The 13992-nt window shown below is 61.2% G+C and carries 15 protein-coding genes, 3 tRNA genes and 1 pseudogene; 3 read left to right on the forward strand and 16 right to left on the reverse strand.

Going from position 1 to position 13992, the window contains the following annotated elements:
- Positions 1 to 6: 6 nt before the first annotated feature.
- The 13 genes from nuoG to GGI60_RS08740 all read right to left on the reverse strand — a co-directional run bounded on the left by nuoG (position 7) and on the right by GGI60_RS08740 (position 9475).
- Positions 7 to 2088 carry an NADH-quinone oxidoreductase subunit NuoG gene (nuoG, locus tag GGI60_RS08680; protein ID WP_183914836.1) on the reverse strand — a complete coding sequence of 694 codons (2082 nt, stop codon included), beginning with the start codon at positions 2086 to 2088 and terminating at the stop codon, positions 7 to 9.
- Positions 2069 to 2317 carry a hypothetical protein gene (locus GGI60_RS08685; protein ID WP_183914838.1) on the reverse strand — a complete coding sequence of 83 codons (249 nt, stop codon included), beginning with the start codon at positions 2315 to 2317 and terminating at the stop codon, positions 2069 to 2071. The genes nuoG and GGI60_RS08685 overlap by 20 nt, the downstream gene beginning before the upstream one ends.
- Positions 2314 to 3015 carry a 5' DNA nuclease gene (locus GGI60_RS08690; RefSeq protein ID WP_183914840.1) on the reverse strand — a complete coding sequence of 234 codons (702 nt, stop codon included), beginning with the start codon at positions 3013 to 3015 and terminating at the stop codon, positions 2314 to 2316. The genes GGI60_RS08685 and GGI60_RS08690 overlap by 4 nt, the downstream gene beginning before the upstream one ends.
- A 2-nt stretch (positions 3016 to 3017) precedes the next feature.
- Complete coding sequence (gene nuoF / locus GGI60_RS08695; RefSeq protein WP_183914842.1) at positions 3018 to 4322, reverse strand: NADH-quinone oxidoreductase subunit NuoF; 1305 nt, start codon at positions 4320 to 4322, stop codon at positions 3018 to 3020.
- A 10-nt stretch (positions 4323 to 4332) separates the two neighbouring features.
- Positions 4333 to 5490 (reverse strand): NADH-quinone oxidoreductase subunit E, encoded by a 1158-nt coding sequence (locus GGI60_RS08700; protein WP_183914844.1) that lies wholly within the window; start codon positions 5488 to 5490, stop codon positions 4333 to 4335.
- Positions 5491 to 5506: 16 nt separating this feature from the next.
- Entirely contained in the window at positions 5507 to 5779 is a 273-nt protein-coding gene (locus GGI60_RS08705) for a hypothetical protein (protein ID WP_183914846.1), read from the reverse strand.
- On the reverse strand, positions 5779 to 6969 hold the full coding sequence (locus GGI60_RS08710; protein WP_183914848.1) for an NADH-quinone oxidoreductase subunit D: 1191 nt from the start codon (positions 6967 to 6969) through the stop codon (positions 5779 to 5781). The genes GGI60_RS08705 and GGI60_RS08710 overlap by 1 nt, the downstream gene beginning before the upstream one ends.
- Positions 6970 to 7028: 59 nt before the next feature.
- Positions 7029 to 7415, reverse strand: coding sequence for a four helix bundle protein (locus GGI60_RS08715; protein WP_183914850.1), 387 nt, complete (start codon positions 7413 to 7415; stop codon positions 7029 to 7031).
- A gap of 46 nt (positions 7416 to 7461) precedes the next feature.
- Complete coding sequence (locus GGI60_RS08720) at positions 7462 to 8064, reverse strand: NADH-quinone oxidoreductase subunit C (protein WP_183914853.1); 603 nt, start codon at positions 8062 to 8064, stop codon at positions 7462 to 7464.
- 18 nt (positions 8065 to 8082) lie between these two features.
- Positions 8083 to 8667: a NuoB/complex I 20 kDa subunit family protein gene (locus GGI60_RS08725; RefSeq protein WP_183914855.1), complete on the reverse strand. Its 585-nt coding sequence runs from the start codon at positions 8665 to 8667 to the stop codon at positions 8083 to 8085.
- Positions 8658 to 9023, reverse strand: a complete 366-nt coding sequence (locus GGI60_RS08730) for an NADH-quinone oxidoreductase subunit A (RefSeq protein ID WP_010055493.1) — start codon at positions 9021 to 9023, stop codon at positions 8658 to 8660. The genes GGI60_RS08725 and GGI60_RS08730 overlap by 10 nt, the downstream gene beginning before the upstream one ends.
- A 247-nt stretch (positions 9024 to 9270) precedes the next feature.
- Positions 9271 to 9347: transfer RNA gene (locus GGI60_RS08735), tRNA-Asp, on the reverse strand.
- A 51-nt stretch (positions 9348 to 9398) separates the two neighbouring features.
- Positions 9399 to 9475, reverse strand: a tRNA-Asp gene (locus GGI60_RS08740).
- A 413-nt stretch (positions 9476 to 9888) separates the two neighbouring features.
- Between GGI60_RS08740 and GGI60_RS08745 the strand changes: the two genes are divergently transcribed.
- Positions 9889 to 9964 (forward strand) — tRNA-Val (locus tag GGI60_RS08745).
- 551 nt (positions 9965 to 10515) lie between these two features.
- Here the strand turns inward: GGI60_RS08745 and GGI60_RS08750 are convergent.
- Positions 10516 to 11064, reverse strand: coding sequence for a glutathione peroxidase (locus GGI60_RS08750; protein WP_183914856.1), 549 nt, complete (start codon positions 11062 to 11064; stop codon positions 10516 to 10518).
- 134 nt (positions 11065 to 11198) lie between these two features.
- Positions 11199 to 11558 (reverse strand): hypothetical protein, encoded by a 360-nt coding sequence (locus GGI60_RS08755; protein WP_183914858.1) that lies wholly within the window; start codon positions 11556 to 11558, stop codon positions 11199 to 11201.
- A 164-nt stretch (positions 11559 to 11722) separates the two neighbouring features.
- Between GGI60_RS08755 and GGI60_RS08760 the strand changes: the two genes are divergently transcribed.
- A complete protein-coding gene (locus GGI60_RS08760) occupies positions 11723 to 12328 on the forward strand; it encodes a class I SAM-dependent methyltransferase (RefSeq protein ID WP_183914860.1) in 606 nt (201 codons plus the stop codon).
- Here GGI60_RS08760 and GGI60_RS08765 read toward each other — a convergent pair.
- Positions 12325 to 12735: a cupin domain-containing protein gene (locus GGI60_RS08765; RefSeq protein WP_183914862.1), complete on the reverse strand. Its 411-nt coding sequence runs from the start codon at positions 12733 to 12735 to the stop codon at positions 12325 to 12327. The genes GGI60_RS08760 and GGI60_RS08765 overlap by 4 nt on opposite strands.
- 250 nt (positions 12736 to 12985) lie before the next feature.
- Between GGI60_RS08765 and GGI60_RS08770 the strand changes: the two are divergent.
- A pseudogene (locus GGI60_RS08770) lies at positions 12986 to 13973 on the forward strand (aldo/keto reductase).
- Positions 13974 to 13992 lie beyond the last annotated feature (19 nt).

Raw genomic sequence — 13992 nt, forward strand, 5'->3', positions numbered from 1 at the left:
CTGCCCTTACTCTGCCGCGACTTTGAAGTTGTTGCGGGCCAATGCCGAGCACTCGGCCATGACAGCCGAGGCACGCGCAATCGGGTTCGTCAAATAGAAGTCTTTGACCGGCGACGCAAACCCTGACTTGTTCATCTTGCCGGCTTTTTTCGCAACTGCGGCAATTTGGGCGCTATCGGTTTCGGCGATCTCGTCGATGGCGGCGAAATGCGGGAAAGCGGCATAGAGCCGGCCACGCAGTTCACTCAGCGAATCGAAGGGAAGCTTCTTGCCGAGCACGTCGGAAAGGGCACGGATAATTGCCCAGTCCTCGCGGGCATCGCCCGGTGCAAAGCCTGCGCGGCTGCCCATCTGTACCCGGCCTTCGGTGTTGACCCAGGTGCCGGATTTTTCAGTGTAGGCTGCGGCCGGCAGGATGACGTCGGCATGATGCGCGCCGTTATCGCCATGCGAGCCGATATAGACAGTCAGCCCCGCCTTCTTGGCGGTGAAGTCAAGTTCGTCGGCGCCGAGCAGGAAGAGCACGTCCATCGACGTCAGCATTTCGGCGGCATTGACGCCCTTGGCACCCGGCACGAAGCCGAGGTCGAGGCCGCCGACGCGCGAGGCGGCGGTATGAAGGACGGCAAAGCCGTTCCAGCCTTCGACAACCGCGCCGACCGAACCGGCGAGCTTGGCGGCACTGGCGAGAACGCCGGCGCCGTCGCTGCGCGACAGCGCGCCTTGGCCAATGATGATCATCGGCTTGGCAGCGTTCTTCAGGACGTCGGCAAAGGCATGGCCGCCATCGACCACATCCTTCAGCGTGTCGGGACCGGCGCCGAGATAGTCATAGCTGTAGCGCAGTTCGCCCGGCTCGCCGATGACGCCGATCGGGAACTTGCCGCGGCGCCAGCGCTTGCGGATGCGGGCGTTGAGGATCGCCGCCTCGAAGCGCGGATTGGCGCCGATGATCAGCAGCGCGTCGGCCTGGTCGATACCTGCGATGGTCGGGTTGAAGAGGTAGCTGGCGCGGCCGAGCGACGGATCGAGTGCCGCCCCATCCTGGCGACAGTCGAGATTGGCGGAGCCGAGCGACTTCACCAGTTCGGAAAGCGCATACATTTCCTCAACGGAAGCAAGATCGCCGGCGATCGCACCGATCTTGTCGCCCGAAGTGGCGCCAACGGCGGCCTTGATGGCGCCGAAGGCTTCGGCCCAGGTGGCCGGCTGCAGGCGGCCGTCGCGGCGGACATAGGGCCGGTCGAGGCGCTGGGTCTTCAGGCCGTCCCAGATGAAGCGGCTCTTGTCGGAGATCCACTCCTCATTGATCGCCTCGTTGACGCGCGGCAGGATGCGCATAACTTCGCGGCCGCGGGTATCGACGCGGATCGCCGAGCCGACAGCATCCATGACGTCGATCGATTCGGTCTTGTTCAGTTCCCAGGGGCGCGCGGTAAAGGCGAAGGGCTTGGAGGTGAGCGCGCCGACCGGGCAAAGGTCGACGACATTGCCCTGCAGTTCCGAGGTCATCGCCTGTTCGAGATAAGTGGTGATCTCGGCATCCTCGCCGCGGCCGATCAGGCCGAGTTCGGAAATGCCGGCAACCTCGGTGGTGAAGCGGACGCAACGCGTGCAGTGGATGCAGCGGTTCATCACCGTCTTGACCAGCGGGCCGATATATTTGTCTTCGACGGCGCGCTTGTCTTCCTGGTAGCGCGAGGTATCGATGCCAAAGGCCATCGCCTGGTCCTGCAGGTCGCATTCGCCGCCCTGGTCACAGATCGGGCAATCGAGCGGATGGTTGATCAGCAGGAATTCCATCACGCCTTCGCGGGCCTTTTTGACCATCGGCGTGTTGGTGAAGACCTCGGGCAGTTCGCCGTTCGGGCCGCCGCGGATGTCGCGAACGCTCATGGCGCAGGAAGCTTGCGGCTTCGGCGGGCCGCCCTTCACTTCGACAAGGCACATGCGGCAATTGCCGGCAACCGACAGGCGCTCGTGGAAGCAGAAGCGCGGAACTTCGGCCCCGGCATCCTCACACGCCTGCAATAGCGTGAAATGATCCGGAACTTCGATCTCGTTGCCGTCAATCTTCAGTTTTGCCATCGTCGCTCAGTCCTGTTTCCCGTTTGCCTGATGACGGCAAACAAACCCGTTTTTGCAACATTTTCATTGCCGAGCCGGATCTTTCGTCCTGCCGGCAGCCGATGTCGCCCAAATTTTCTGTCGCGCGTTCCAGACCCGGAACCCGCACCGGCATCTGCAGCGTGAGGCCCCCGCCCGTCCGCCGATCTGCCCATGTTTCCGGCCGGTTTTTGACGGCCGGACAGTTCATTTCCTTCTGCGGCTCCGCCCGGCGAGAACCTTCGCCTGACCGATCCAGTCGTCGCGGGCGATGCGGCCGTCGAAGCCAAGCTCAGCGTCGAGCCGGGCGATGTCCTCGTCGGTCCAGGCGGCAATCTCGGCAAAGCTGCGAATGCCCTTGGCATTCAGCACCTGCTCCAGCTTCGGGCCGATGCCGGCGATCAGCTTGAGATCGTTGGCTTTTGCAGCCCGCGCGACCGGTTTTGCCTTCACGACCGGCTTTGGCTGGCTTGGCGGCGCCGGCTCGCTTGCCTGGACCGGTGCGATTGCGGGCTTGACCACCGTCAGTCTCGGCCCGGCCTTTTTCTCGGCCGCAGGCTTCTCCGCAAAGGACTTGGTGAAAACCTTGACGGCCGGACGGATATTTTCCGGCCGGATGTCAACATCGGGCATCGGCTCGTCCGGCGGCGTGTCGTCGAGGGCGGCGGCAAGCTTGCCGGTCGTTTCCAGCGCGCTCTGGAAGGCCCCGAAAAAGGCGCTCGCCATTTGCGTCGAGAAACCGAAGCCGATCGCCGTTGCGGCGGCAAAGGCAGCGGCCGGATGCGCCATCAGTGGATGCACAGGCATCGCCTGTGCGTTTTCCAGCATCTCGGCGGCAAGACGGCCGAAGCCGGCCGCGATATCGGCAGTCTCTTCCTTCTTCCCACTTTTCGATGCCTTGTCCGTCATGATTATTCAGCCGCCTCCAGAACCGCGCCGTGGTCAAGCGCGCTTGCCGTATACTGGTCGATGCGCTTTTCAATCTCGGGGCGGAAGTTACGGATCAGACCCTGCACAGGCCATGCGGCGGCGTCGCCGAGCGCGCAAATGGTATGGCCTTCGATCTGCTTGGTCACCTGGAACAGCATGTCGATTTCGCGCTTCTGGGCATTGCCCTTGGCCATGCGTTCCATCACGCGCCACATCCAGCCCGTGCCTTCGCGGCAGGGCGTGCACTGGCCGCAGCTCTCGTGCTTGAAGAAGGCGGAGATGCGGGCGATCGCCTTGATGACGTCGGTGGACTTGTCCATGACGATCGCGGCGGCCGTGCCGAAGGAGGAACCGACGGCACGAAGGCCGTCGAAATCCATCGGGCAGTCGATGATGTCCTTGGCAGGCACGATCGGGCAGGATGCGCCGCCGGGAATGACGGCGAGCAGATTATCCCAGCCGCCGCGGATGCCGCCGGCGTGGCGGTCGACCAGTTCGCGGAAGGTGATGCCCATTTCCTCTTCGACCGTGCACGGCTTGTTGACGTGGCCGGAGAGCATGAACAGCTTGGTGCCGACATTGTTCGGACGGCCGATGGAAGAGAACCAACCGGCACCGCGGCGCAGGATCGTCGGAGCAACGGCGATCGATTCGACGTTATTAACCGTCGTCGGGCAACCATAGAGGCCCATATTGGCCGGGAATGGCGGCTTCAGGCGCGGCTGGCCCTTCTTGCCTTCGAGGCTTTCGAGCAGCGCGGTTTCCTCGCCGCAGATATAGGCGCCGGCCCCGTGGTGGACGAAGATGTCCATGTCCCAGCCGAGCTTGTTGGTCTTGCCGAGCAGGCCATAGTCATAGCATTCGTCGATTGCCGCCTGCAGCGCTTCGCGCTCGCGGATATATTCGCCGCGCACATAGATGTAGGCCGCATTGGCGCCCATGGCGAAGCTCGCGACGACGCAGCCTTCGATCAGCGTATGCGGATCGTGGCGCATGATATCGCGGTCCTTGCAGGTGCCAGGCTCGGATTCGTCGGCGTTGACGACGAGGTAATGCGGGCGGCCGTCGCTTTCCTTCGGCATGAAGGACCATTTCAAGCCTGTCGGGAAGCCGGCGCCGCCGCGGCCGCGAAGACCGGATGCCTTCATCTCGTTGATGATCCAGTCACGGCCCTTTTCGAGGATCTGCTTGGTGCCATCCCAGTGGCCGCGGCTCATCGCGCCCTTCAGGGACTTGTCCTTGAGGCCGTAGATGTTGGTAAAGATGCGGTCTTTATCTTGTAACATGCTTCACCTCTTACCGCGGCTTCTTGCCGAAGACCTTGATATATTCCGCTTCGCCGCCCTTGGCGAGCGCCTTGGCCTGCTTGACCCAGTCGTCGCGCTCGATGCGGCCGCGGAAGTTCAGGTAGCCGTCGACCCATTCGCGTTCGGCCTTCTTCCAGCTCGCGACCTGCGCGAAGGTGAAGATGCCGATTTCGTTCAGCGTCGCCTCGATCTTCGGACCGACGCCGGAGATCATCTTCAGATCATCCGGGGCGGCGGGCTTTTCGACGCCGGTCGGACGGTTCTTGTCGGTCAGGCTGGGCTTTGCCGCCGGGGCTTCGGCCTTGACGGCCGGGGCCGGCTCGGCAGCCGCCGTGCCGGAAACCGGCTGTTCTTCGGCTGCCTTGGCGTTCTTGGCCGCCGCCTTCGGCGCCGTTGCCGGCGTCTTCAGCGCCGCATTGGTCTCGGCATCGGTGCTCTTCGGGCGGGCGGCTTCCGACGGCGGGACCGGAGCGGCGTCGACCGGAGCCGATACGCTTTCGGCATCGGTCTTCTTGGCGCGTGTCCTTGCCTTCGGCTCTTCCGTCGTCAGCGAGGTCAGGCCGCCTTCTGGTGCGGAGAATATGCGGTCGATCTGGGTACCCGGCTTGATGCTCGCGCCATTGCCGGCGGCAAAGGTATCGATGATCTCTTCGAGCCGGGCGGGCGTCAGATCCTCATAGGTGTCCTTGCCGATCATCACCATCGGGGCGTTGACGCAGGCGCCAAGACATTCGACCTCTTCCCACGACAGCGTGCCTTCGGCATTGCGCTCGAAGGGATGGGCATGGATCTTGCTTTTGCAGACCGACATCAGCGCTTCCGAGCCGCGCAGCATGCAGGGCGTGGTGCCGCAGACCTGGACATGGGCGCGCGTGCCGACGGGATGCAGCTGGAACTGCGTATAGAAGGTCGCGACTTCGAGCACTCTGATATAGGCCATGTCGAGCATGTCGGCGATCTTTTCGATCGCCGCACGCGTTACCCAGCCGTCCTGCTCCTGCGCCCGCATCAACAGCGGAATGACCGCCGACTGCTGGCGGCCGGCGGGGTATTTCTGGATCGTCTTGTCCGCCCAGACCGCATTTTCATCGCTGAAAGCGAATGCGGCAGGCTGAAATTGATCTTCGGCTAATCGACGAACGGACATTCTTCCTCACGCCTTATCAGTTTAGGGTTCCACACCGCGAAGCGGTCAAAGACTGCATTTCGCAGGCATAGGCCGACTGGTCTTTCTGCATAAATACGACGAATTTGCTGCCATTCGGGATGGCAGCCTTGATCTGATAGCCCTTGGACAAAAGCTCGCCCATGGAGGCTTGCGCCGCCGGCGGTGTCACTTCCTTATGGCCCAACGGCGTCCCGAGGGTGTCGGCCTCCTGAGCCGAAGCCCCGGATGCCGCAAGAAGGAGAGCGACGGCAAGCGGCAGACGCTGCATCAGCGGTCCACCTCGCCGAAGACGATGTCGAGCGAACCGAGCACCGCTGCGATGTCGGCAAGCTGGTGGCCGCGGCACATGAAGTCCATCGCCTGCAGATGCGCATAGCCCGGCGCGCGGATTTTGCAGCGATAGGGTTTGTTGGAGCCGTCGGAGACGAGATAGACGCCGAACTCGCCCTTCGGCGCTTCGACGGCGGCATACACTTCTCCGGCCGGCACGTGATAGCCTTCGGTGTAAAGCTTGAAGTGGTGGATCAGCGCTTCCATCGAGCGCTTCATCTCGCCGCGCTTCGGCGGTACGACCTTGCCATCGATCGACGAGAAAGGACCGGTCTTGGCATCCGACAGCAGGCGGTTGACGCACTGCTTCATGATGCGGACAGATTCGCGCATCTCGATCATGCGGATCAGGTAACGGTCATAATTGTCGCCGTTCTTGCCGATCGGGATGTCGAATTCAAGATCGGAATAACATTCGTAAGGCTGGGCGCGACGCAGATCCCAGGCTGCACCCGAACCGCGCACCATGACGCCGGAGAAGCCCCAGGCCCAGCAATCTTCCAGCGAGACTACGCCGATATCGACGTTGCGCTGCTTGAAGATGCGGTTGCCGGTCAACAGGTTGTCGATGTCGTCGAGCGCCTTCAGGAAGGGATCGCACCAGTCGCCAATATCCTGCACCAGCTTTTCCGGTAGATCCTGATGGACGCCACCCGGACGGAAATAGGCGGCGTGCATGCGCGAACCCGAGGCGCGCTCGTAGAACACCATCAGCTTTTCACGCTCTTCGAAGCCCCAGAGCGGCGGCGTCAGCGCGCCGACGTCCATGGCCTGCGTCGTGACGTTCAGGAGATGCGACAGGATGCGGCCGATTTCCGAATAGAGCACGCGGATTAGCTGGCCGCGGATCGGGATCTCGATGCCAAGCAGCCTTTCGACGGCCAGCGCATAGGCATGCTCCTGGTTCATCGGCGCGACGTAATCGAGACGATCGAAATAGGGCACGGCCTGAAGATAGGTCTTGGTCTCGATCAGCTTCTCAGTGCCGCGGTGCAAGAGGCCGATATGTGGATCGACCCGCTCCACAATTTCGCCGTCAAGCTCCAGGACAAGACGAAGAACGCCATGCGCCGCCGGATGCTGCGGTCCGAAATTGATGTTGAAGTTGCGGACGTTATGTTCGGTCATTTGCAAGCGCTCCGCTATTGCAGGCATTAGCCAGTGGGCAATAGGCAATAGTGTCGTTTTCAGTTCTCACGTTCGTCCTGTCCATCTTGCAGGCGGCGAATGAGCGACCGCAGCATCTTTGCTACCTCGGTGATCAAGGAATGCGCCAACTGGGTCTGCGACACCGTGGTCATTCCTACTCGCGCCGAAAGTATCAGATGCGTTTCCAACTCCTTCAGGGACCCTTGGGCAATTTTCAAATGGTGCACATACGCACCCGTTGCCTCGCGTCCGTAACCTTCCGCTATGTTTGCCGCGATGGACGCCGCTGAACGTCTTACCTGGGAGGTGAGGCCATAAATTTCCTCTTTCGGAAATTCTTTGGTCAGGCCGTAACATTCAACCGCAAGATCCATTGAGCGCTGCCACACCGTAAGATCCTGATAGGAATTAATCGCCGTTGCCATTCTCCCTTATCACTACTGCCTGCTGGCTTCTGCCTAATGCCTAAGACTACTGCTTCGCCTTCTCATCCCCCGGCAGCACGTATTCGGTGCCTTCCCAGGGCGACATGAAGTCGAAGTTGCGGAATTCCTGCTTCAGTTCTACCGGCTCGTAGACGACGCGCTTTGCAGCGTCGTCATAGCGGACCTCGACGAATCCGGTGGTCGGGAAGTCCTTGCGTAGTGGGTGACCCTCGAAACCGTAGTCGGTCAGGATGCGGCGCAGGTCCGGATGACCGGTGAACAGGACACCGTACATGTCCCAGGTCTCGCGTTCGAACCAATCGGCGCCCGGATAGACGGCGCAGGCGGAGGGAACCGGCGTATCTTCATCGGTCGCGACCTTGATGCGGATGCGCACATTCTTCTTCGGCGACAGCAGGTGATAAACGACATCGAAGCGCAGCTCGCGCTGCGGCCAGTCGACACCGCAAATATCGATCAGGTTGACGAAACCGCATTTGGCGTCGTCACGCAGGAAGGTCAAAAGCGCGATCAGGTTTTCACCCGTCGTCGTCAGCGTCAGCTCGCCATACTTCAGCTGCGACGCGGCGATCAGGTTGCCGCGCGCTTCGCCAAGGTAGGACGCAAGCTCAGTCAGGGCTTCACTCATATGCCTTGTCCTTAACCCTTAGCGTTCGATCGTGCCGGTGCGCCGGATCTTCTTCTGCAGCAGAAGCACTCCATAGAGCAGCGCTTCTGCCGTGGGGGGACAGCCCGGCACGTAGATATCGATCGGCACGACACGGTCGCAGCCGCGCACAACGGAATAGGAATAGTGGTAGTAGCCGCCGCCATTGGCGCAGGAGCCCATCGAGATGACATAGCGCGGCTCGGGCATCTGGTCGTAGACTTTGCGCAGAGCGGGCGCCATCTTGTTGGTCAGCGTGCCGGCGACGATCATCACGTCGGACTGGCGCGGCGAGGCGCGCGGCGCAAAACCGAAGCGCTCGACGTCATAGCGCGGCATCGACAGCTGCATCATTTCGACAGCGCAGCATGCAAGGCCGAAGGTCATCCACATCAGCGAGCCGGTGCGGGCCCAGTTGATCAACTCGTCGGTCGAGGTGACGAGGAAACCCTTGTCGGCGAGCTCGTTGTTGATCTCGCCGAAGAAGGCGTCATTGCTGCCGATCGGCTTGCCGGTCGCGGGATCGATGATCCCCTTCGGCTGCTGGGCGACGAGCGGCTGATTGCTCACAGGGGTCACTCCCATTCCAGGGCTCCCTTTTTCCATTCATAGATAAAGCCGATGGTCAGCACGAGGAGGAAGACCATCATGGACCAGAAGCCGAACCAGCCGATGGCGCCGAAAGAAACGGCCCAGGGGAAGAGGAACGCGACTTCGAGGTCGAAGATGATGAAGAGGATCGACACGAGATAGAAGCGGATGTCGAACTTCATGCGGGCATCGTCGAAAGCGTTGAAGCCGCATTCGTAAGCCGAGAGCTTCTCCGAATCGGGCGCTTTGAAAGCCACGGCGAACGGCGCAATGAGCAGCGCCAGGCCGATGACAAGCGCGATAGCGATGAAGATAGCGATCGGAATATAGGAACTGAGCAGTTCAGTCATCATGTTCATCCTTGCTTGCCGGAGGCACCAGGCGGCGCATTTGGGCAATTGCCCGGCAAGCGAACGTGCGTTGCAACAAGCCGTGGTTAGCGCAGCCGAAGCCCCGGCGCAAGACTTTTACAGAGGCAATTCGACGCGTCGCGCGCGGACATTATCAAGCAGATGCAACGATGTCGCGACAAATCCGCAGAAGCTGATTCAAGCTGCATGCCTGACCCCTGGAAACTGCATGGCTTTCGGAAGAGAATGGCGCGAGTGACGGGGCTCGAACCCGCGACCTCCGGCGTGACAGGCCGGCACTCTAACCGACTGAGCTACACCCGCGCATGACGGACGGAAGAACCGGACGGCGGCGTTTGGTCGCCTCTTTTGAAATGGCGCGAGTGACGGGGCTCGAACCCGCGACCTCCGGCGTGACAGGCCGGCACTCTAACCGACTGAGCTACACCCGCACTTCATTTCAAGCAATCCGGATGCCTTCGCACCCTCACCAAAACGGCTGCCCGTTTCGATGAGCGGCTAACTACGGGGTTCGTCTTTTAGTGTCAAGCAGGTTTGGAGACAAAACCATGACAGTCGTTGAATTGTTTCGGCAAAGACCATGCGGGAACAATGAAACGCCGGCAATTCCGTTGTCCGCCGCGGCACCAGCGCCCGATCGAAGCCGACGACTCCAGCAATTGCCTATGCCCGCCGCCCTCCCCTCCCCTTTATCCACAGCCAGGCTGCGCCCGACCGCCACGGCAAAGGATAGGACTGTCGCCAAAAAAATCAAAAATTCTTCACAAACACTCTTGCGGTTTTGCCGCGATCCGCATAGATCACGGCCACCAACGCGGCAGGCCGATCCGGCTTCGCTCGCGATGGGCGATTAGCTCAGTTGGTAGAGCGCCTCGTTTACACCGAGGATGTCGGGAGTTCGAGTCTCTCATCGCCCACCATTTTTTCTCCCATTCGCGCCAAGTACCCAAGTGATATCGCGGGCTGGCAGACCGACGCTTGGTGCGCCTCGGTACCTATATTCGAGGCTGCATTCGGGAAGACATTTCGGCACAGCAAGGCGCGACGTCCGGCAGATCCAGATGCGCTCGGGAGTCTGAGACCTCCACCAAAACGGACTACTCCGGCAACCGCGCCACCTCCTATTGGGCGAATGGATGGGAGCCGGCGAACGTGGGAATATTCGCCGCCCGGAAAGTCTCCGCGCTTGAAGGTTTCTCACGCCTGGAGGGGTGCCATGAGAACTCTCTGCTCCGTATTAACGCTGTGCATCGCGATTGCCGTTGGCGCCCCAAGTCCCACCTACGTCAACCTGCCTGGCTATGCATTCAAGACGAAGCCGAACTGCCAGCGCCACAAACCAAAGACGCAATTTGACGCAAGGTGCGACTGGCCAAGATTGGGCTTCAAGGACTTTACGCCGCCGCTTGTGACCGTACTCGGGATCTGAAGACGTTCAGCGCCCGGATGCGCCTGGCAGCCGGAGGGCAAATCATCCCTTCGCCAGTTCCTTGTCCACCGCCGAAACCAGCCGCGAATCATCGGCCGTCACGTCAGGCGCGAAGCGGGCGACGACTTTGCCGTCGCGCCCGATCAAGAATTTTTCAAAGTTCCAGAGAATGTCGTCCTCGTCGCCGCCTGCGATACCGTGGGCTTTCAGGCGTTCGCGCATCGGGCCGTCGCCGGTGGTCTTCACGCCGGATTTGGTCAGTTGCCGGTAAAGCGGGTGCTGGGTCTCGCCCTTCACCGAGATCTTCGAGAAGATCGGGAAGGTGACGTCGTAGGTACTGGTGCAGAAATCGAGGATCTCGGCGTCAGTGCCGGGCTCCTGGCCCTTGAAGTCGTTGGCGGGGAAAGCGGCGATGACGAAACCGCGCTCGCGCTTTTCCCCGTAGAGCTTTTCCAGCCCCTCATATTGCGGCGTGAGCCCGCATTTCGAGGCGACATTGACGATCAAGACCACCCTGCCCTTGTAGTCGTTGAGCGTGGTTTCACGACCATCCATTGATTTTACAGGAATATCCAGCACGTTCGCCGTCACGGGAACCTCCAGTTTAAGAAAATTTCCGCAAACTTAGCGATATCGCCGCGATTGTCATCAGCGTCGGAATCACATCGGCGTCAACAGAATGCGGATGCCGGTGCGGGCTTGCGGCCGGCACCGGCTTGGACATATCAGGCGGGGGAGGTTTCCTTGACGTCGTCGAGCAGGAAATGCACGACGATATAATCCGTCTTGAAATGGCGGCCGCTGTCGGAGACCGATTCGACGCTACCGCCGTCCTTCGGGTGCCAGGCGTGGTAGTGGGGATTGGTGGTGATCAGCGTGACGGCCTTGCCGGCCAGATCCCCTTCGCCCAGCCGGAAACGCATCTCGGCGAGCGGCCAGATCCGCTCGTAATCCTCCATGGTGATGCGCGCCCTCAGCGCCTTCCGGTGCAACGGCGCCTCGCCGGCCTCGGCTAGTGATTCCAACATCACCTCCTCGGCTCCGTTGAAGACGGCGTTGAATTCTTCCGGCCACATGCGTCTCATGAAATCGCTCCTCCCGAGGCTTTTTCGTCGGTCCACGAATGAAACTTAGCGATTTGTCCGAAAGAAGCAAATTCCCCTCATGTGGTTGTCATCGAGGTCCGCTGCTCCTACGTTCCCCGCAGACCGCATCCGGGCCGTCAACCGCCCGCAATTCGAGATCAGAGATGAAGACACGTGAAGAAAGGCAGGCGCTTAGGGCGAGCATGCCGCGCACACCGCTCAGCGCCCACCATTTGGAAAATGCCCGCCTGCTGCCGGATCGCGGCGAGCTGCTCTACCGGATCCCGAATGGCGGCATCGGTGTCGAGGTGGGGGCCGCCTTCGGCGAATATACGGCGGAGATTCTGGAAAAGAACCGCCCGGCGCAGCTCTACCTCATTGATCCCTGGTCGATGGACCGCTACAGCTCCGGCCTCGATTCGATCCATACGCAGTTCGCGACCGAGATCGCGGCCGGACGGCTGTATCTGATGCAGGGCACGTCGCTCGAAAAGCTCGCCGAATTCGAGGACGATTTCCTCGACTGGGCCTATATCGATACAGACCATTCCTTCGAGCTCACATGGCAGGAACTCCTGCTCTGCGAAAAGAAGGTGAAGCGGACGGGGCGCATTGCCGGGCATGATTTCTGCACCGGCAATACCGTCAAACCGATCGTCTATGGCGTCGTCGAGGCGGTCACCAAGTTCTGCAAGGATTACGGCTGGCAATTCGAGTTCCTGACCGTCGAATCACATGCGCATTTTTCCTACTGCCTGAAGCGGCTCTAACCGGCCGACAACGCGCCGGAATATTGCGCGTCGCTGACATGCTCCATCCAGTCGACATGCTTGCCGTCCAGCGCCTCGTGAATGGCGATGTGCGTCATCGCCGTATCCGGGGCAGCACCATGCCAATGTTTTTCGCCCGGCGCGAACCAGACGGTGTCGCCGGCGCGGATTTCGCGGATGTCATCGCCCCAGCTCTGGGCAAGCCCCTTGCCCGAGGTGACGATCAGCGTCTGGCCGAGCGGATGCGTGTGCCAGGCCGTGCGGGCGCCGGGTTCGAAGGTGACGGAGGTTGCCCGCACCCGGGCCGGCGCCGGCGGCTCGATCAGCGGATCCTGGCGAACGGCGCCGGTGAAATAGTCGGCCGGCGGTTTCATCGAGGGGCGAGAGCCGGCGGGTTTGATCTCCATGATCGTTCCTTTTCTATTCCATTGCATTTGAAGCCTTGTAACCTGACGATATTTCATCGAGGCGAGCGATCAAGGCCGGATCGGCAATTGCCGCATAGTCGCCCTGCTGGTAGGCCAATATCTTTCATCACCTAAAGCGCGTCGCATTGAACTTGGTTCATGCGACGCGCTTTGGTTCTTTGTTTTTACGCATGTCGTTATCCCGGAACCGCTGCACACTTCCGGGCAACATACATTGGGAGAATTTCTCATGAAACATCATGCTTTCGGCCGCATGCTCTTCACCGTTACCAATGTCGGCTTCGGCGCCTGGCAGATCGGCGGCTCATGGGGCGATATCAGCGAGGCGGACGGGCGTGCGGCGCTGAATGCCGCGCTCGATGCCGGCATGACCTTCATCGATACGGCCGACGTCTATGGCGACGGCCGCTCGGAAAAAATCATCGCCGACGTGCTGAAAGGCGCGTGGCGGCGAGCGCCCAATGGTCGCCACCAAGGCGGGCCGCCGCCTCAATCCGCATGTCGCCGAAGGCTACAGCAAGGCCAATCTCGAAGGCTTCATCGACCGCAGCCTGAAAAACCTTGCCGTCGATAGTCTCGACCTGGTGCAGCTGCACTGCCCGCCGCGCGAGGTGTTTTACCAGCCCGAGGTCTTCGATGGTCTAGACGCGTTGCAGGCGGCCGGCAAGATCAAGGGTTACGGCGTCAGCGTCGAAAAGGTCGAGGACGGGCTGAAGGCGATCGAGTATCCCGGCGTCGTCAGCATCCAGATCATCTACAACATCTTCCGCCAGCGCCCCGACCACCTGTTCTTTGCCGAGGCCAGGCGCAAGAACGTGGCGATCATCGCCCGTGTGCCGCTGGCAAGCGGCCTGCTCTCCGGCAAGATCACCCGCGAGACGCATTTTGCCAGCGACGACCACCGCAATTTCAATCGCCATGGCGAAGCCTTCGATGTCGGCGAGACCTTTGCCGGCGTGCCGTTCGAGGTCGGCCTGCAGGCGGTGGAAGAGGTGCGCAAGCTGGTGCCCGCCGGCGCGACCATGGCCGCTTTTGCGCTGCGTTGGATCCTGATGAGCGACGCAGTCACCGTCGTCATTCCCGGCGCCCGCAATGGCGAACAGGCCAAGGCCAATGCGGCGGCTGCCGATCTGGCGCCGCTTGCGGGCGATGTCATGGCGGCGACACGCGAGATCTACGCTCGGCTGATCGCGCCGCATGTGCATCAGCGCTGGTAGGGTTGGAGCTGCTTCTTTG

The organism is Rhizobium lentis, from assembly GCF_014200175.1.
GTDB lineage: Bacteria > Pseudomonadota > Alphaproteobacteria > Rhizobiales > Rhizobiaceae > Rhizobium > Rhizobium mulingense.